The sequence below is a fragment of the Sphingobacterium lactis genome, assembly GCF_011046555.1.
GTDB lineage: Bacteria > Bacteroidota > Bacteroidia > Sphingobacteriales > Sphingobacteriaceae > Sphingobacterium > Sphingobacterium lactis.
Genome location: NZ_CP049246.1, coordinates 1,255,996 through 1,273,367 on the forward strand (window position 1 = coordinate 1,255,996; position 17,372 = coordinate 1,273,367).

The following is a 17,372-nucleotide window of genomic DNA, read 5'->3' on the forward strand; positions in this document are numbered from 1 at the left end:
TTTATTTTTTCAAAACTGTTTTCAGTAATTCGGGTTCATCGGTTGTGATGTAATCGATCTTCTGATCAATAAGGAACTGCATGTCTTCTTCTTTATTGACGGTCCACGCATTTGTCTTCAGGTTCAAGTTCTTGAAATCCTGCACCCAAGTCGGGTTTTTCTTGAAGAGGGAGAAGTGGTAATCGATGCCGTCCAAGTTTGCAGCTTTTACTTCAGCAGGCGTTTTGTCGCCATTCAGGTAATGAACTTTTACCGTTTTGTCCAATTCCCTGAACTTCAAACAAGCGTCCCAATCGAAAGCAATGAATTCCACTAGGGCTTCAGCCTTCATTTTTTTCACGATGGCTAGTGAAAGCTCTACTGTTTTCATGGTTCTTTCCTTGCTGATTTCACTGGTCTTCAATTCATAGATCAATTTGGTGTTCTTTTGTTTAAGTCCTTCTTTCAGGTATTCTTCCACCGTAGGAATGGACTCGCCGTTATCATGTTTTTTAGCCAACAATTCTTTATATGTCAATTGCTCTATATCCAATCCATGGAAATCATGGTCATGGTTGACAACGAGTACATCGTCTTTCGTTAAGTGCACATCGAATTCTGTTCCCCATACACCTTGTTGTATGGCGGCATCCAGGGATGCGATGGAATTCTGAGGTACTTTCGTGTTCTTCCATGCACCGCGGTGAGCGATAATAGAGGTCTGCGCATTTAGTCCTACGTGTGCAACCACAGTCATCATGACAATTAATAGGGTCTTTTTCATGTTATGTATTTGGGTAATTAATTTACGTAAATAATATTTGCCACCTTGCGTTGACCTTCGTGGTCGAATTTTTTATTGTCCGACGGATAGTTTACCACGCCATTTGCTGTTGCGCCTTTGATAAAAAGCGTACTGCTGCCACCACCGTCCAGATTCATCGCGTCCTGGGCACCTAGCCACTTAAATACCTTGGCCAGTTCGGGTAGGCTCATGCCATTCGCCTGGTTACTGCGGCCGTCAACCACCAAGAAAATCAGTTTTCCTTTTTTTGTAAGCGCAACTGCCGTACGCGGGTGGCGGTTGTCGTTAAAGGGATTATTCTTAAGGAGGACATACGTATCGCTTTCCAACAATAGCGGACCTGCCACCATAACCGAATGCGCCGTTGATTCTTCAACAGTTACCTTGTTCGTTTGTTCGATGAAGATTCCTTTTTTGGAGATGCTGAAGACCGCATTTGCTCGATCACTTGGTTTTCCTTCCTTCGATGTGTTGATCTGCTGTCCATTTACTTTGAGGTAATCGACGGATCCTCCATTTTTCATGTCAAAAAATGATGCATTGATGGCTACTAAGGCATTATGTTCGGCAGCAAATGCTGCGGTAGGTTTCAGCGTGGTTGCTTCGGCGGCAATATGAATGTTCTTGCGGTATTTTTTGAGGTCTATTTCCACCCAATTGATTTCTTGGGTGCTGTTGAAAAGGTTATCAAAATGCCCCTGGTGCCAGGTGATTCCCTTTTTGATTTCCTTGCTGTTCCATTTTTTCTGTACAATATGGAGAGAATCCTGATCTTGCGCAGCAAGCAGGTGAGGGGTCAGGCATAGGATGAAAGCGACCAGCTGAAGGAGCTGTTTTACGTTCCGATGGAGCATGTTTTGATGGTACATGCTCCGAATTTACCCATTTAATATTAACAAATTATTAAAGTTACCTTTCGCCGTTCCATTCGCCATAAAATTGTTGCAGAAAGGATTCCATGAATTGATGTCTCCCTGCAGCTATATTTTTTGCCGCTTTGGTGTTCATCTTATCCTTTAGCAACAGCAGCTTTTCATAGAAATGATTGATCGTCGGTGCGGTAGTTTGTTTATAGGCTTCCTTGCTCTGGTTTTCGATTACAGGAATCTCCGGGTTGTAGATCTCCCGGTTCTTATACCCTCCATAATTGAATGCACGGGCTACACCATTGGCACCGATGGCATCCAGTCGGTCGGCATCCTGAACAACTTCTAGCTCTTTGGAATGAAAACCGACTTCACCCAGCGAGGCTTTATAGGACATATTAAGAATAATCTGTTGTACGTGTTCGATTACCGAAGGTTCAACCTGAAGCGAACTTAGGAATTCTCCAGCCACACGGGGACCTACGGTTTCATCCCCACCGTGGAATTTACTGTCCGCGATGTCATGCAACAGGGCGGTCAGCTCACAGACGAACGCATCTGCCTCTTCCTCTTGGAGAATGAGTTTGGTGTTGTTCCACACCCGTAAGATATGCCACCAATCATGGCCGGATTCGGCGTCTTTCAGTTTCTCGGCCACAAAGGCAGCCGTCTTCTCGATGATATCGTTCTGCTTATCTGTCTTTGGAGCCATCGTATAGTTCGTACTGCAATAATCGACAATCTAGTTTTCCATTGAAGAATTCAAATCGGCGAGAAGCCTTCAGTCCGATTTTTTTGGCCAATTCAGGATTCCCGGTGAACACATAACCACGGTAGCCCTTGCAGCTCTTTTTCATAAAATCACCGATACGTGCGTAGGTAAGTTCCAGTTTGCTGTGCACGCCCAAGCGTTCTCCATATTCTGGGTTGAACATGATCACACCATCTCCTTCCGGAATGGTGGTGTCTGCGAAATCACATACCTCAAATTCAATTAAGTGTTCCACGCCTGCAGTCTGTGCATTCATGCGGGCGATTTCCACAGCCTCCGAAGAGATATCCGATGCAATGATATGTGGTAGGTTGCTCTTGTCGGTGATATCCTTCAATTGGCGGCGTTGCTCGAAGAATACCTCCTCGTCATACCCAATGAAATGCATAAAAGAGTAGTTCATGCGCTGCAAGCCTGGTTTACGGTGCTGTGCCATCAGGGCAGCTTCGATCGCTAAGGTTCCGGAACCACACATTGGGTTTACGAAAGGTGTTTTCCCATCCCATTTTGTCGCTAGGATCGTGGCCGTCGCCAGAGCCTCCAGCATCGGGGCTTTCCCCGGATGTTTCCGGTAGCCATGTTTTGCTAAGGTCTCACCCGATGTATCCAAGAAGATCTCCGCACGATCATCTATCCAATGTAAATGGATCACCGCACGGTTCAGGTCCGGACCCGAATTCGGACGCATGCCTTTTTTCTCCTTGATGCGGTCCACAATGGCATCCTTCACCTTCACGTTCGCAAAAAGTGGCGTCGTAATGGTTTCGTTGTGCACATTGGATGTTACGGAAAAATAACCGTCAAATGGAAGGAGATCCTCCCAAGCGATGGTCACCAATTGCTTGTAAAGATCGGTTGCATTATTCGCTCTAAAGGATTTTAATTCATAGAGAACCTGGCTTGCTGTACGCAGGTTCAGGTTCAATTTGATGCATTCATTTACAGAGGCATACAGCTCCACACCGGTGTTGAATGTCCTTTTGATCTCGTATCCTAATTCCGTAATCTCCTGCTCCAGGAAAGGCGATAACCTCCTGTTGCACGTCACGATTACTTTGCTCTTTTTGTTGAAAACTTCTGCCATATTTGTGCAAAGTTACTCAATCCCTTCGCAAAAAAATGCTTAATTTTACGGTTTTAATTGACACGTTATGGAAATAAGAGGAAAAGTACATGAAATAGGGGCAACTCAACAAGTGACGGAATCTTTCAAGAAGAGAGATCTTATTGTTGCCTATGCTGAGAACCCACAATTTGTAGAGTATATTCGTTTTGAAGCGACACAAGATCGCGTGAACATATTTGATAACCTGAATGTAGGTGATGAGGTTGAGGTTTCCTTTAACCTTCGCGGACGTCCTTGGACAAACAAAGAAGGTGTAACGTCCTATTTCAACTCATTGGTTGCATGGAGAGTTACTAAAATGGCAAACACTGCGCAGGCAGCTCCGGCTCCTGGTTATGCAGATATGCCACCGGTAGACATTTCATCTTCTGGTGCAGATGATGACGATTTGCCATTCTAGAAAATAAAAGCATTGACTATATAAAGGCTTCCACGAGTGGAAGCCTTTGTTTTTTATATCGGGAACGCAATGGTTTCAAAGATGCTGACCTGGAATCCTATTTCAATTCCTTTAAATCTTTGTCGTAAAGACCGACGAGCAGGCTGTTTCCTTGGTCATCAACACGAATGGCGCTGTATTTGGCTGCTTCATAGCGTTCGCCGGTACCTTCTTCAAAGAAAAAGGATTCTGCACCAATGTTGATCCGCCAGTTCTGCGGACGGCTATAGTTGATCAGGTATTCACCACGATGCAACGGCGTAGTTTCTTTCTGAAAACGGATGCGTTTTCCAACCTGATTTTTATCCAATTCAACAACCATAAATCCACGTCTTGGCAGGTCATCCAAAGGTAGCTGTTGACCAACGGTATAATCCAACCGCATGTAATCCCCCTGCATCAGGGATCGGGGATCTACAGGTGCGATTTCCAGGAATACCAGTTTTCCTTGATGGAGCAATTTCTCTTTCTGGACGATACTGTAGTTGAAATAGCCCAATAATGCAATCAAATTGATTACGATGAAGATGATGCTAAGCTTTTTCATGTGTTCTCGGTTTTTTGAAGATTATAAAATAAAGCAGAAGAAAGAATACCCCGGATACCATCATGGCTATAGACTTATGCAACAGTGAAATGTTGAGGTCATAATAAAACATACCTACGAAATACAGTATTGCGGCAATGGAAAGAGCAATGCCAGTCTTGTAATTTACTTTGAAGCTCAATAAGAGCAGCAGGATGGAGCCGGAAATGGCAGGATACATCGCTGTAAGCCCTAAACAGATGGTCACGGCCGTGAAAATGAAAATCTTCTTGCCTGTTTCATCACAGTTGAACCTGTTCAAAAGGCAATTGATCACCCACATGGTCATGATGATCAAGAATCCTGAACTCACCAGGTTCCATTGCCACTCGATTTCAAAACCATCTGTTTTGCTCACAAGGTATAGGTAATATAGAATCCCGAAGAGCAGTCCGGTCCGCATGGCCAGGTATCGTTTGTTCTTCATCGACGGCATACTCATCAACCGGGGTTCATTCCAGGTGAGCAGAAGAAATAGAAATGTCCAGATGATGAGTAATATATGGGATAGCGCTGGAATGTCCAGTTCGAAAATTAGGATGGCTGGACTACCGGCGCATACTAGGATTGCAATAAACGTGAGGATGTAACTTTTACTGATCAGCAAGGTAACTATGCCTAAGGCAAAGAAGACGCATGTGATTTCCATCGTAGAAATTCCCGGTAGGGGCTCTAAGCCCATGGCCAAGAGCAGATAGGAAAGGGCATACATGGATACGGAAACAGCATCCAGAATGACCTTGTCATATTTTTTGTTGATCAGGATGGCCGCGGAGAAGAATACCAGGGCAAGAATGAGGAGTAAAGGGACAGTCTGATCGAGCCGTGCAATATAAAGGGATCCCACAAATAGCGCACTCGCAAGAATACCTCCGATGATGGAAATCACCTTGACGGTTAACGAATGGCTGTTTCGATCCTGACTATATGCGGTTTCAAGACCCAATCGGTCGACTTCCAACCGATGTCCGATTGATGATTCCACCGTGGAAATTACCCGATCTATATGTTGGTTATCGTTCATTTTGCACCCTCCTTTGCATTTTTAAGATATTCCATACGATAAAGCTCACTGAGGTGATGATAAAAGCGCTGATAAACAACACCATTCCGGTGCTGTCAGAAATTTTGATCAATACGCCAGATAGGATGATGACACAACTGAATGGTATCAGGCCGAGGTAAAAGGCGCTTTTCTTACGGATGCCGTAACGTATCCCCAAGGCATAAAATAGGGCGGTGGCAGCTAAGATCATAGGGGCGTCCAAATTTCTAGCTTCCAGAATCCAAAATAAATTGGCGTAGATGGACCAAATGGCAGCAGCCAGCCCCAATAGATTGGTGAAATAGGTTGGGATAGATCTGCCCTGTTGTTCTTTTAGCCAAACGGATAGCGCTAAAATTGCCGCATTGAGCACAAAGATACCAGATGCGACGTAGATGAAGTCCATGTGCTGCGCGACCTGTTCGTAAAACAGAAAGATTGTCAGGTTGACCAGGCCAATGTAACACAGCCATAGGGGTGGAAAATTGGCAACTAAGACCCAAAGGGTGATAAAAATTGTCCAGGCCAGGAAAAAATCATACGCATCCGCCCCGGTTTGATATACCTGTCCAAATACGGCGAATAGCACCCCGACCAACAGGGATGCTGCCGTGAGGATGATCTGCTTATAGAGCGGATCTATTCGGAGAACAAGCATCAGGATAATGCACCCAATGACAAGGCCTTGCACGATGCCCAATTTTATGAGCTTGTCGAGGTCCGCCCAATTGTAGGCAAAGAAGAAAACAATTCCCGCGGCCATAAAGCCGATGGCGAGTGTAATCAATGTGATCCGTATAAAGGACGCCCACGCGTCCTGATTCGGATAGATATGTTTTTCAAGCGACGTCTGGATATCTTTCCTGTCCATATCGCTATGGAAGGAGAGGAGTTCGATGTCCTTGCGTTCTAAATCGTTCATGATGTCAAATTAATAGGGAATTTAACGAAAAAATGAATTCGCGAAAAAACCCTACAGGCCCAGTCCTCGGGCACTGCAGGGCAACCGCTAAGTTATAAGATTTCGTCCTTAAATAATTTTGCGTCGCGTGTATTTTTCTGCACAGCAATGGCAGCGAATACACTTAGTATGAACGATATGCCGTAAAATCCTTTTTCACTTAGCAATAGATCGGCATTCCATAGGCCGATGATCAGCAGGATGATGGCCGCGAGTGTAGCGAACCAGCTCAGGCCGTAATACAATTCCGTAACAGGAAGGCCCTCTACCTTATCACGTACACTTTTCTGTACGGAGATCACCGAAAACAGACCGAACAAGAGGATAACAAAATAGTATCCCTTTTCATTCAGCTCCATGGTGGCATTCCACAGACCGATACAATAACCAACTACGCCAACGAGTAAGGCGATCCACGAGGCGCCCACAAAAGCGGAAGTTGGTTTGAATGGTTTTTTGTTGTCATCAACAGGGTTGATGTGTGTTGTCAATTCTTCGATTTTTTTATTTAGCGGTTCCATAACTTTTTGTTTTTAATTTAAATACTGATTAAATACTGACTCAAATTTCCGATAGATTTTTTGCCCCATCAATCAAATAATCGATATAAACTGACGATATAATCTGTATATTTATACCAGTTCATGTCAAAATTTTAGTCGTATGGATACACTGTCGACCTTAATAAATCTGCTTGATGATCAGGATAAAAGTGATTTCAAAACCTTTCTATCCCGTAAAAACACCCGTGCAGACGTAAAGAATATCAAATTGTTCGATTTGTTGAAAACTGACGATATCCATCATGCAAAAAAGTTATATGAACCCGAACAATCTCCTGATGCCTACCATGCGCTACGGAAAAGGCTACAGGATAATCTGCTGCAATACCTGTCCCAGCGGAGCTTCGAGCGCAATAGCCACGAAAGTCTAGAGATCCTGCGTTATTTGGTGGTGTCTCGGTTTCTGTTGGAGAATGATATGGAAAAGATTGGCTTCCGGACCTTGGTACGGGCGGAGCGATTGGCCGAAGAGCACGAACAGTACAGCCTATTGAATGAGTTGCTCATGCTGCGCCTCCAATTTTCCCACATGGACCCCAACCTGGACTTAGAAAAACTGACGGAGCGGTTCAGGATCAATCAGAACCACCTGCAGCGCGAAGCGAAGCTCAATCTTGCCTACGCCTCCTTGCGAAAGGAGTTGAAGGCGATCCATCTGGAAGGTAAGGTGGTCAATCTGACCGACCTGATCGAACGTACCATCAGGCACTACCAGATCAATGTGCTAGATCTGATGAACTATAAATCACTCTATCAGATCCTCTACATTGCTAATGAGTACGCAGCTATCTATCAGAACTACAGTCTAATCGATAAATACCTGGAGCGGAGCCGGAAGTTCATCTCGACACGGCCGCTTGAAAAGACCAATCATGTCTTTTACCACCTGCATATTCTGTACTATCTGGCTAATTTCACCCTTCGGAATCGGGCGTTCGGCGAAAGCGTGGGCTATCTGGATCGGATGACTGCTGTTTTGGCAGACCATAAAGTCTACCTATCCCAGTTTTTTCTGCGGCAGCAAATGCTCTTTGCATTGGATTACCATTTTATGGGGTTGGCAGACCAAGCCTTGGTGGTCCTGGACCATGCTTTTGAGAAAATGCCGCGACAGGCGAAGGATGAGGATGTGGAAGATCTATTGCTGTGCAAAGTCATGTTCCTTGCGCAGCAGAATGATCCTGCAGCGCTCAAGGTGCTGGCCAAGCTGACACACAGTGACGCCTGGTACGAGAAGAAGTTGGGGATGCTCTGGACGATTCGGAAGACCCTGATGGAGGCCATGGTTCATGCCCAATTTGAGAACATGGAGCTTGCATCCTCCCGCTTGACAAGTTTTAAACGAAGGTATCGCGCTTATTTGTCGGAAATAAAGGAAACAAGAGTGCTGGATTTCGTGTCCTTATTAGAACGGTATTTCCAAAAGCCCAGTGTTTCGGAGGATCCCCGATTTCGAGAGTCGGTTTTGCGGATGCTGGAAGTTGCGGAAAATCAGGATATCTTTAACCTGAGCTTTATTGCCTGGGTGATTGCTAGATGGGATAGGAAAGGACAATATGCTGTTGTGCTGGAATTGGTGAACCGAGGAAAGGGTAGCGATTTAGATTCCTAAAAGTTTTCAGAATTGGATGGTACATTCGGTCAACTTCTTTCATGATTGGAGAAAACCAGGAATTCGGTAGGGAAATTCACCGACAAAAATGCCGTAATGGCAGGTGGAAATCCGCCAATTACCTAATTAAGTGGTGGATACAATGCATTGGAATGAGAATTGGTGTATTTTTACAAATAATAATTAAATTAGAGAATGGGTTGGGCAACGAAAAAAAGTAGGCCTTGGGAAATAAGGCAAACGATCTGGACAATATTATCGATATTGATGTTCATTCCATTGCCTATTCACATCTATCCCTTGGTAATGATGTCGCAGGCCAGCAAGGCCAAGGTCCGTTCGTGGATGGGTATTGCTTGGGTGATGTTGGGTATTGAATTGGCTTTGATGGTTTCCTTCTTTTATTTCTTTGGGGCATTGAGTCAGGCGATGTTGTTGACATTGGGCGGATCCATGTTATCCTATGTGGTGGGGAATGCATTGTTGCTGAATCAGTTGAAGCCCTATTTGCGCCGCTTGGAATTGGGCGAAGTGCGGGAGCTGTATTGGATTTCAACCATTGACTCACAAAAACGTCTGGAGATATCCGCACCTACAATCGATACGCCCCAATTTTTCGTCGAGCGCTTGCTGCACTGGCGTAAGGAAATTGATAATACACGAATCCATAAGGACATCGACAATATTTTGCGACTCTTCCAGCTGTTGGAGAAAAAAGATAAACGGGAGGCCGAGAAATTCTTGGTCCGCCATTCCACCATCGTGAATGTGCTGATGCAATACGATGAGCTGGAAAATGCAAAGCTGAATAACCAGGTTACTTTCGACTCCAAGCGCAAATTGGAGGATGTTATCCGTCAGGCTGCTCAGGCTATCGAGCAGGAAGTAACCAATCAGTTTAAAATGGGCATGTTGGATGTTTCGGCAGAGACCGATGTATATATACAGACACTAAAAAGTAGAAACCTCTTAAAAGATTAAGATATTATGGCAAATTTAGATTTGACACATTTAGATGATGAGCAAGGGCAGAACAAGCCCTCGGAAATGAAGGTAAATTTTACCGAAGAAGAGAAAGCGCTCATCCAACAATATAAAGAAAAGATTAACCTAAAGTCAACTACCGATGTGATCCAGTTTGGCGTGGGTGCACAGAGCAATGTCAGCAACTTCTCGAATGAGATCCTGAAGCAGGTGCGCACCAAGGACCTTGGCGGTGCCGAGGATATCCTTGTGAACCTTCGTTCGGAAATCCGGGATTTCGATGAGAAGTTGAACAAGAAACCGTTGTTGCCATTCTTTGATAACATCAAGAAGAAAATCGGCCGCATGCGGACGGAGTATGCTTCCGTAGAGAAGAATATCCATACCATTGAATTGAAACTGGAAGGTCACTACAAGAATTTAGCGAAGGATGTCAATATCTTTGATAAGCTTTTTGTGCAGAACCAGCAGTACTTCAAGGATCTTTCTCTACATATCCAAGCGGGAGAAGAGAAATTGGAAGAGGTATTGAGCACGACCCTGCCTGCGCTGAAAGCCGAAGCGGAAGCAACGGGAGATCAGCATAAAGTACAGGAGTATAAGGATATGGAGCAGCATGTGGTTCGTTTTGAGCGCAAGATCCATGACCTGAAACTGACGCGTATGGTGGTGCTGCAGACCGCCCCTCAGATCCGCATGATCCAGAGCAACAGCTCTTCGCTGATGGAAAAGATCCAATCCAGTATCGTGAATACACTGCCACTGTGGAAGAACCAAATGGTCCTGACCATGGGTATTGCACACGCACAGAGCGCGCTGGAGGCACAACGTGCCATTACCGATGCCACCAATGAGTTGTTGAAGCGCAACTCGGAGATGCTGAAGGAAGCAACCATAAACGTGGCAAAGGAAACCGAGCGCGGTATTATCGATATGGACACCATCAAGAAAGCCAATACGGATATTATTGCCACTATTGAGGAGGTATTGCGCATACAGCGCGAAGGACGTGAGAAACGGAAAGTGGCCGAAGGCGAATTGCAACAGGCAGAAACGGAATTGAAGAACCATATCCTCAAATCATCGGATGAAACCCGATTGATCAACTAAGGATAGCTAGGCTACATAAATTATATTAAAAAGCCGCTTGTGAAAAATCACGAGCGGCTTTTTTAATGTATGGTTTTTCTTCTACTCACTTGGGAAAGTGAAACCTCGTTTTATATGTACTGCTTTGGCTCAACCCGATATCGGGGAGAGTGTGTAGGCAAAATGCCTTACAGTTCCCATCTCTTTTTAGGGACGCATGTGATATCCGCAGTTTTGCGCAGAACAATGGGTCTGCCTTCGAATTTATTCTCCAGGATCAGGCTGTCGCCGCCCTTTGCGGAGATCATGAAGCGGGGGATATATTGGCCATGTTTATGGCAGCCGGAAATCTTCTGCTTGCCATTTGGTTTGGTATATACACCTTCGACGATCATGCTGTCCTGCCGTACGGAGTACACAGCCTTTGCGGTTTCCGTCCAGGTACCATCGCCATAACAGCTGTCAGGAATACTCTTGACCTTGTTATGGACATGCATGGTTACGTAGATGGAATCACAGGTGAACTTCATTTCATGAAGGGTGTAGTTGAGCATCGCTGCTTGACCGGGGATGGAGTCCTGGACCCAGATTCCCTGCAGGTAATCTTCCCCTTCATCCTGCATGTCGGAGTGCCGTTGGCATCCCGCAAAAATAGAGAGCATACCCAAGCAGAGGCTCAGGTATGCTATCCATGGAAAATATGTGCTTTTCGTTCTATTCACTAGATTATTTTAAGCTACCTACCATTTCTTCAGGTTTAACCCACTCGTCAAACTCTTCAGCTGTAACATAGCCCAACTTGATGGCTGTTTCCTTTAAGGTAGAATTGTTCTTATGTGCAGTCTGTGCAATTTCTGCAGCTTTATAATAACCGATCTTGGTGTTTAACGCTGTTACGAGCATCAAGGAATTATCCACCAATTGTTTGATGCGGTCGTAGTTCGGTTCGATACCGATAGCACAGTGTTCTTCAAAAGATACACATGCATCACCGATTAAACGAGCGGATTGCAAGAAATTAGCCGCCATTACCGGTTTGAATACGTTCAGTTCATAATGACCCTGTGTTCCACCGATGGTAATCGCCACATCATTACCCATAACCTGTGCAGCGACCATGGTCAATGCTTCACATTGTGTAGGGTTCACCTTTCCAGGCATAATGGATGATCCCGGTTCATTCTCAGGAATCAAGATCTCACCAATTCCGGAGCGTGGTCCAGAAGCGAGCATACGGATATCATTGGCAATTTTATTCAATGCGACAGCCAATTGCTTCAAGGCACCGTGTGTCTCAACGATAGCATCGTGTGCAGCCAAGGCTTCGAATTTATTTTCAGCAGTAACGAAAGGAAGACCCGTGAATTCAGCAATATATTTCGCTACCAATACGTCGTATCCTTTCGGCGTGTTCAAACCAGTACCTACAGCTGTTCCACCAAGTGCTAATTCGGAAAGGTGTGCCAACGTGTTCTTCACTGCCTTAATACCGTAGTTCAATTGCGCAACATAGCCTGATAATTCCTGACCTAATGTAAGTGGAGTAGCATCCATAAGGTGCGTACGACCGATCTTAACTACGTTCATGAATTCATCAGATTTCTTTTTCAATGTATCGCGAAGCTTCTCAACGCCAGGAATGGTAACTTCAACCACTGCTTTATATGCTGCAATGTGCATACCGGTAGGGAAGGTGTCGTTGGACGATTGGGATTTGTTTACATCATCGTTCGCTTTCAATACCGGCTCACCTTCACCGATCTTGCCGCCAGCAAGAACCTGTGCACGGTTGGCCACAACTTCATTCACGTTCATGTTGGATTGGGTTCCAGAACCTGTCTGCCAGATAACCAAAGGAAATTGATCGTCCAACTTGCCGGCAAGGATCTCATCACATACCGCTGCGATCGCATCGCGTTTTTCCTGCGGCAATACACCTAGCTCGCAGTTTGCGTAAGCAGCAGCTTTTTTAAGGTATGCAAATCCTTCGATGATTTCATGTGGCATGGACGCTGCCGGACCGATCTTAAAGTTGTTTCTAGAACGTTCAGTCTGTGCTCCCCAGTATTTGTCTGCAGGAACCTGAACTTCACCCATGGTGTCTTTTTCTATTCTGAATGACATAATTACAAAGTTTTGATGGGCAAATTTAACAAATTATAGCGTATTAAGCTAAAATACGCCAGCCTATTACGGCATTTCTTTAGGTTAATGTGTTAGGTTAATCGCCGCTGCATGTGCTCCTCGATGTGATGGAAGAGCTGCTTCGGTTTTAACGTCCGCCAAGGGAAGTAGTTCAGGTATTCCCCAAAGTTGATATAATAGTCGATATGGTTGTCCGCAAATTCCTTGATGACATGCTCGCGGAAGTTCAGGCCGACGATCCAGCCATCCTCAATATCATTGAACCATTCCTCGTAATAGGAGTCATCAGACGCATGGAAATTCAGGACGTTTTCTCCGATCAGGATGAACTTCGTAATGCCTTCCCCGATCATCAAGTCGATCAGCTCGCGCTTTAAGATCATGATGTCGTTGTAAATGGCATCGTTCCACTCCCCAATAAGCTCTATTATGGTATATGAAAGATCATAATCAACGTACAGCACCTTCAGGTACAGCGTTTGTGACCCAAAGAAATCCCATTGTGGGTGCAAAAGGTAATTATAGACCTGTTTATCGAATTCAAATTCATTGTATATCGTGCCAAAGAAGGGGCTTCTTTCGTCTTCCGAGGCGATATAATCATCCCGCCAATTGTAATATGGTTCTATTTCATGCATGGTATCCGTAAAATTATCGAAAATTGCGGAATTATTACCAAACCACTTCTGTTTTGGACTGTTAATTGTTACTAAATATTTGTATTAAATTTCTTTTAAACAAACTGTTAAGTCCTTACTTTTGGGAACCGAACCAAAAAATGCAAAAAGGTAGAAAAAGAAACATATTTGTGGCGGCAACTTACGCTGCTACCCTCTTATTGGGGTTAATCCTTGGGCAGAATTATTCTGACCAGCAACGGGTTACTTCAGGGGGGTCTTTGGTGCCTATTGGACTTTCCGATAATGCCTATAAAATCCAACAGGTTGTCGATTTGATTTCCACGCGCTATGTGGACAGCATCAATATGGACAGCGTGCAAAATGGCGCTATCAACCACATTATTTCGCACTTGGATCCCTACTCGACTTTTTTGATGCCCAATGAATCCCAATCGCAAACGGAGATTCTCGAAGGAACCTTTGAAGGGATCGGTATGGAGTATTTCAACCTGAACGATACATTGCTAGTAGTCGGCCTGATTACCAATGGTCCGGCGGATAAAGGTGGCTTCAAGGTGGGCGATCGGATCCTACGCATTGGAAAGAAAGAACTTGCCGGAAAGACGGTGAGCAAGGAAGAGGTCGAGAAATTGATGCGTGGCAAACGGGGCAGCTCCGTGGAAATGGCCGTATTGCGCGATTCCCTAACCACTCCATTGGTGTTAAAGGCTGTCCGCGACCAGATCAATGTCAGTTCCTTGGATGTTGCCTACATGTTGGAGCCTACCGTGGGATTTATCCGTATCCGGAGGTTCTCCCTGAAAACAGCTGAGGAATTTAAAACTGCGGTCATCGACCTAAAAAAACAGGGAGCCAAGAACCTGATTCTCGATCTTCGGGATAACGGTGGTGGTTACTTCCATATTGCCATCAAAATGGCTTCGGAATTCTTTACCGATCAACGCTTGGTGGTATACACCGAAGGTGCCCATGAGTTGCGCCAAGATTACCTTTCCGAAGGGAAGGGGGCGTATGCGCAAGGAAAATTAATTCTCTTGGTGAATGAACGTACGGCTTCCGCCAGTGAAGTGGTCTCGGGTGCTATCCAAGATTGGGATCGGGGGACGCTGATTGGAAGACGAACATACGGGAAGGCAACAGTGCAGGAACTATTCGACTTCTCGGACGGGTCGACCATCAACTTGAGCATCGCCAGATACTATACCCCTTTGGGTCGGAGCATACAACGAAAATACACACCGAATTGGTCGAACATGCAGGATTACGCCTCCATGTACCATGGCCTGTGGTCCCTGGATACCACCTATGCCCACGCCATGTCCTACCAGACCAAGTTAGGTAAGAAATTGTACAGTGGTGGTGGTATCGTGCCGGATGTGATCGTGCCGGTGGACTCCAATGAGGTTAGTTTATTGTACCAAGATCTGATGCGGTCGAGTATGCTGGAGCAATTCGTGTACAGTAGGTTCACTAAGAAATTGCCGGCCTATTCCATAGAGAACTTCCTGCAGGGGTATACTCTCCCTGCTTCTGAATACAATGGGTTCATGCGTTTCCTTGCCGACAAAGGTTGGCGTATTTCGCCAAGAAAGCAGCAGGATCTGCACGACCTGATCCAGTCGGATATCGAAGCCCTGGTAGGCAGGTATTACTTTGGTAGGGAAGCGTACTTTAAGGTGAAAAACCGGAATGATGCTTTTGTGGAGCAAGCATTGGGGCAGATTAAACCTGTCCAAACCCTTGCGAGCAATCGGCGTTAATTGACGCGAAGATCCGCGTAAACAGGGTAGTGGTCCGAAAGTTTCTTCTTCACGATCTGGTAATTGTTGACCATGAAGTTTTTCTCGCAGAAGATATAATCGATCTGTAGGATCGGCAGCATCTCAAAATGCGTTACGCCCCATCCATTTCCTTTTTCCTGGAATGCATTTTTCATATCCTTTCCGATAAGGTTAACGCTATAGGACATCGGTGTGTCGTTGAAATCGCCCATAACGATCTTCGGAAACTTTGTTTCCTTCATGTGTGCAAATAGGGATTCCGCCTGCAAGCTGCGCTGTTCAAAAGCCCATTTTAACTTACGGCCCACCCGCTTGGTCTTGGTCTCCTCATTGCCACCTGCATTTTTGGGGTTCTGGATGAATTCTTTGTCCTCATCCTGCAAGCCAAAGGAACGCAAATGCACATTGTAAACACGCAGCGTATCAGCGTTCTTGACGATATCCACATAGATAATGCGGTTTATGCCGTATTCGTTTTTCTTGATCAATCCCGAGTTGATGATCGGGAATTTGGAAAAGATAACCTGACCATAGGCATTGTACTCATTCTGTTGGGAGGGTGCAAAGTAATAACTGTCAAATTTGGCTCTTTCCTTGATGGTCTCACTGAACCGCTTGGTCCCTTTAATGGTGCTGCTGAACTCCTGGAGGCAGAGGACATCCGGGTTTACCTCCTCGATCACTTCGGCAAACCGTTCCTTTGCCGGTTTATCCGATTTATCTACGGGTGCCAACATGTGTACATTGTAGGTCATGACGCGCAGGCTGGAGTCACCGGTTTTAACCGGATCGGGCGTATGGAAGGTGATATGCTTGCTCATCAGGTTCCAGCCGATGAGAATTGCGACCAAGGAAAAAATGGCGTATTTCGGCTTCCGGAGAACCCAATAGACAATAAAGCCGATATTGATGATCAGGATGGGCAAATAGCCAAGTCCCAAGAAAGAAATAGGCCAGAACGATTTAGGGTTGATCATGGATGCTGAATAGCACAGTAAAAGAACCAGGATTGCGGCGAAGTTGCCGAGCATGATGGTTTTACTGAAGAAACCTAAATTCTTTTTTTTGATTAACATTATTCTTGTTCTTCTCTACTGACCTTGAAAAGGATTTCTTTTTCCCGTGAAGATAGACTTTCATATCCACTTTGTGAAATTTTATCCAATATATCGTCAATCACTTCTTGGTTTGGCAAATCTGCTTTGTAGCTTCTATAACTGGGTGTTTTCGGTGTCTGATGCACGATTTTCAACTTCTGCTTTGGCTTAATCGAAAAGATTGTGCTCCAGTCGTTCCCGTTCTTCAGTTGCTGCATGAACAGGAACCCCCACGCGATGGCAAATCCATAAGCCACTGCGCCCGATCTGTTTGCAAAGATGTAGAATAACAGCTGTAAAGTAAAGAAAATAATGGCGATGGTCCTGAATTTAACAGTTCCGAATAGGAATAACCGAATTTCCATATTGGGTGCCAACAGCAGCAGGCCGGCAACAACAGAGGCCAAACCCATGGCATTTGAAAATAGGAAGGGCATGGATCCTTTGGCTAAGAAGTCGATATTGCCCAGCGCAAGGTAGACCACGCCGGAAAGCAGGAAGCTGCTGAAGAAGACAAACAGAAATTGCCGCTTGTTCAAAAAATTCAAGAAGCTGTTGCCAATCCAGTACAGCCAAAGGCAGTCAAAAACGATGTTGAACAGACCGACATAAAGGAACGGATAGGTGATCAACGACCAAGGTTGGCGGATAAAGGCGGCGAAGGTGTTGGGTAGGCTCAGTTGGCCGACCAACCAATCGTACAGCGGGAATTTGATGACGTTCAGCTCCACCAACAGGTCCGCAATGTGGATGAGCACGAAGAGCAAGACCTGAATCGATAGGATATAAGGGATAGGCGAACCTGTCTGGTAGGTTGTCCTAAAGAACATTTTTATTCCGCTTTCCTTTTTCATTTCTCGCTCGATTATCCTATTAATAGC

18 protein-coding genes are annotated in these 17,372 nt (G+C 45.2%); 5 read left to right on the plus strand and 13 right to left on the minus strand.

Features of this window, described 5'->3' with window-relative positions; all coding sequences use genetic code 11:
* Position 1: 1 nt before the first annotated feature.
* From G6N79_RS05490 to G6N79_RS05505, 4 genes are read right to left on the minus strand one after another with little or no spacing between them, the layout of a single operon-like run.
* On the minus strand, positions 2 to 763 hold the full coding sequence (locus G6N79_RS05490) for a glycerophosphodiester phosphodiesterase (protein ID WP_103907943.1): 762 nt from the start codon (positions 761 to 763) through the stop codon (positions 2 to 4).
* Between the two features lie 17 nt (positions 764 to 780).
* Positions 781 to 1,653, minus strand: coding sequence for a phosphodiester glycosidase family protein (locus G6N79_RS05495; RefSeq protein ID WP_234993287.1), 873 nt, complete (start codon positions 1,651 to 1,653; stop codon positions 781 to 783).
* A 40-nt stretch (positions 1,654 to 1,693) separates the two neighbouring features.
* Complete coding sequence (locus G6N79_RS05500; RefSeq protein WP_103907944.1) at positions 1,694 to 2,362, minus strand: HD domain-containing protein; 669 nt, start codon at positions 2,360 to 2,362, stop codon at positions 1,694 to 1,696.
* On the minus strand, positions 2,343 to 3,506 hold the full coding sequence (locus tag G6N79_RS05505) for a THUMP domain-containing class I SAM-dependent RNA methyltransferase (RefSeq protein ID WP_103907945.1): 1,164 nt from the start codon (positions 3,504 to 3,506) through the stop codon (positions 2,343 to 2,345). The genes G6N79_RS05500 and G6N79_RS05505 overlap by 20 nt, the downstream gene beginning before the upstream one ends.
* A 67-nt stretch (positions 3,507 to 3,573) precedes the next feature.
* Here G6N79_RS05505 and G6N79_RS05510 point away from each other — a divergent pair, with 67 nt between their 5' ends.
* Complete coding sequence (locus G6N79_RS05510) at positions 3,574 to 3,948, plus strand: DUF3127 domain-containing protein (protein WP_103907946.1); 375 nt, start codon at positions 3,574 to 3,576, stop codon at positions 3,946 to 3,948.
* A 97-nt stretch (positions 3,949 to 4,045) separates the two neighbouring features.
* On the opposite strand, the gene G6N79_RS05515 is transcribed toward G6N79_RS05510, so the two are convergent.
* The 4 genes from G6N79_RS05515 to yiaA form a co-directional block, all read right to left on the minus strand.
* The gene (locus G6N79_RS05515) at positions 4,046 to 4,534 is read right to left on the minus strand and encodes a GDYXXLXY domain-containing protein (protein WP_103907947.1); all 489 of its coding nucleotides are present in this window, start codon (positions 4,532 to 4,534) and stop codon (positions 4,046 to 4,048) included.
* On the minus strand, positions 4,521 to 5,597 hold the full coding sequence (locus G6N79_RS05520) for a DUF4401 domain-containing protein (protein ID WP_103907948.1): 1,077 nt from the start codon (positions 5,595 to 5,597) through the stop codon (positions 4,521 to 4,523). Before G6N79_RS05520 ends, G6N79_RS05515 begins: the two co-directional genes overlap by 14 nt.
* Positions 5,587 to 6,540 carry a DUF2157 domain-containing protein gene (locus G6N79_RS05525; protein ID WP_103907949.1) on the minus strand — a complete coding sequence of 318 codons (954 nt, stop codon included), beginning with the start codon at positions 6,538 to 6,540 and terminating at the stop codon, positions 5,587 to 5,589. Before G6N79_RS05525 ends, G6N79_RS05520 begins: the two co-directional genes overlap by 11 nt.
* A gap of 92 nt (positions 6,541 to 6,632) precedes the next feature.
* Positions 6,633 to 7,100 (minus strand): inner membrane protein YiaA, encoded by a 468-nt coding sequence (gene yiaA / locus G6N79_RS05530; protein WP_103907950.1) that lies wholly within the window; start codon positions 7,098 to 7,100, stop codon positions 6,633 to 6,635.
* 142 nt (positions 7,101 to 7,242) lie between these two features.
* On the opposite strand from yiaA, the gene G6N79_RS05535 reads away from it, so the two are divergent.
* From G6N79_RS05535 to G6N79_RS05545, 3 genes are all read left to right on the plus strand, one after another.
* Positions 7,243 to 8,754, plus strand: coding sequence for a hypothetical protein (locus tag G6N79_RS05535; RefSeq protein WP_103907951.1), 1,512 nt, complete (start codon positions 7,243 to 7,245; stop codon positions 8,752 to 8,754).
* A 267-nt stretch (positions 8,755 to 9,021) separates the two neighbouring features.
* The gene (locus G6N79_RS05540) at positions 9,022 to 9,735 is read left to right on the plus strand and encodes a hypothetical protein (RefSeq protein WP_103907953.1); all 714 of its coding nucleotides are present in this window, start codon (positions 9,022 to 9,024) and stop codon (positions 9,733 to 9,735) included.
* Between the two features lie 6 nt (positions 9,736 to 9,741).
* Entirely contained in the window at positions 9,742 to 10,848 is a 1,107-nt protein-coding gene (locus tag G6N79_RS05545) for a toxic anion resistance protein (RefSeq protein ID WP_103907954.1), read from the plus strand.
* A 167-nt stretch (positions 10,849 to 11,015) separates the two neighbouring features.
* On the opposite strand, the gene G6N79_RS05550 is transcribed toward G6N79_RS05545, so the two are convergent.
* From G6N79_RS05550 to G6N79_RS05560, 3 genes are all read right to left on the minus strand, one after another.
* Complete coding sequence (locus tag G6N79_RS05550) at positions 11,016 to 11,549, minus strand: fumarate hydratase (RefSeq protein WP_103907955.1); 534 nt, start codon at positions 11,547 to 11,549, stop codon at positions 11,016 to 11,018.
* 4 nt (positions 11,550 to 11,553) lie between these two features.
* Positions 11,554 to 12,951 carry a class II fumarate hydratase gene (gene fumC / locus G6N79_RS05555; RefSeq protein WP_103907956.1) on the minus strand — a complete coding sequence of 466 codons (1,398 nt, stop codon included), beginning with the start codon at positions 12,949 to 12,951 and terminating at the stop codon, positions 11,554 to 11,556.
* A 92-nt stretch (positions 12,952 to 13,043) separates the two neighbouring features.
* Entirely contained in the window at positions 13,044 to 13,610 is a 567-nt protein-coding gene (locus G6N79_RS05560) for a hypothetical protein (protein ID WP_103907957.1), read from the minus strand.
* A gap of 140 nt (positions 13,611 to 13,750) precedes the next feature.
* Between G6N79_RS05560 and G6N79_RS05565 the strand changes: the two genes are divergently transcribed.
* Positions 13,751 to 15,373, plus strand: coding sequence for a S41 family peptidase (locus tag G6N79_RS05565; RefSeq protein ID WP_103907958.1), 1,623 nt, complete (start codon positions 13,751 to 13,753; stop codon positions 15,371 to 15,373).
* Here G6N79_RS05565 and G6N79_RS05570 read toward each other — a convergent pair.
* Both G6N79_RS05570 and G6N79_RS05575 read right to left on the minus strand, forming a co-directional pair.
* Positions 15,370 to 16,470 (minus strand): endonuclease/exonuclease/phosphatase family protein, encoded by a 1,101-nt coding sequence (locus G6N79_RS05570; RefSeq protein WP_103907959.1) that lies wholly within the window; start codon positions 16,468 to 16,470, stop codon positions 15,370 to 15,372. The genes G6N79_RS05565 and G6N79_RS05570 overlap by 4 nt on opposite strands.
* The gene (locus G6N79_RS05575; RefSeq protein ID WP_103907960.1) at positions 16,470 to 17,345 is read right to left on the minus strand and encodes a rhomboid family intramembrane serine protease; all 876 of its coding nucleotides are present in this window, start codon (positions 17,343 to 17,345) and stop codon (positions 16,470 to 16,472) included. The genes G6N79_RS05570 and G6N79_RS05575 overlap by 1 nt, the downstream gene beginning before the upstream one ends.
* Positions 17,346 to 17,372 lie beyond the last annotated feature (27 nt).

Excerpts from the sequence above, each read along its gene's own strand:
- G6N79_RS05495 (WP_234993287.1), bottom strand. The coding sequence starts at position 1,653 with ATGTACCATCAAAACATGCTCCATCGGAACGTAAAACAGCTCCTTCAG.
- G6N79_RS05505 (WP_103907945.1), bottom strand. The coding sequence starts at position 3,506 with ATGGCAGAAGTTTTCAACAAAAAGAGCAAAGTAATCGTGACGTGCAAC.
- G6N79_RS05500 (WP_103907944.1), bottom strand. The coding sequence starts at position 2,362 with ATGGCTCCAAAGACAGATAAGCAGAACGATATCATCGAGAAGACGGCT.
- yiaA (WP_103907950.1), bottom strand. The coding sequence starts at position 7,100 with ATGGAACCGCTAAATAAAAAAATCGAAGAATTGACAACACACATCAAC.
- fumC (WP_103907956.1), bottom strand. The coding sequence starts at position 12,951 with ATGTCATTCAGAATAGAAAAAGACACCATGGGTGAAGTTCAGGTTCCT.
- G6N79_RS05525 (WP_103907949.1), bottom strand. The coding sequence starts at position 6,540 with ATGAACGATTTAGAACGCAAGGACATCGAACTCCTCTCCTTCCATAGC.
- G6N79_RS05575 (WP_103907960.1), bottom strand. The coding sequence starts at position 17,345 with ATGAAAAAGGAAAGCGGAATAAAAATGTTCTTTAGGACAACCTACCAG.
- G6N79_RS05570 (WP_103907959.1), bottom strand. The coding sequence starts at position 16,470 with ATGTTAATCAAAAAAAAGAATTTAGGTTTCTTCAGTAAAACCATCATG.
- G6N79_RS05560 (WP_103907957.1), bottom strand. The coding sequence starts at position 13,610 with ATGCATGAAATAGAACCATATTACAATTGGCGGGATGATTATATCGCC.
- G6N79_RS05510 (WP_103907946.1), top strand. The coding sequence starts at position 3,574 with ATGGAAATAAGAGGAAAAGTACATGAAATAGGGGCAACTCAACAAGTG.
- G6N79_RS05540 (WP_103907953.1), top strand. The coding sequence starts at position 9,022 with ATGTTCATTCCATTGCCTATTCACATCTATCCCTTGGTAATGATGTCG.
- G6N79_RS05565 (WP_103907958.1), top strand. The coding sequence starts at position 13,751 with ATGCAAAAAGGTAGAAAAAGAAACATATTTGTGGCGGCAACTTACGCT.
- G6N79_RS05515 (WP_103907947.1), bottom strand. The coding sequence starts at position 4,534 with ATGAAAAAGCTTAGCATCATCTTCATCGTAATCAATTTGATTGCATTA.
- G6N79_RS05535 (WP_103907951.1), top strand. The coding sequence starts at position 7,243 with ATGGATACACTGTCGACCTTAATAAATCTGCTTGATGATCAGGATAAA.
- G6N79_RS05520 (WP_103907948.1), bottom strand. The coding sequence starts at position 5,597 with ATGAACGATAACCAACATATAGATCGGGTAATTTCCACGGTGGAATCA.
- G6N79_RS05490 (WP_103907943.1), bottom strand. The coding sequence starts at position 763 with ATGAAAAAGACCCTATTAATTGTCATGATGACTGTGGTTGCACACGTA.
- G6N79_RS05545 (WP_103907954.1), top strand. The coding sequence starts at position 9,742 with ATGGCAAATTTAGATTTGACACATTTAGATGATGAGCAAGGGCAGAAC.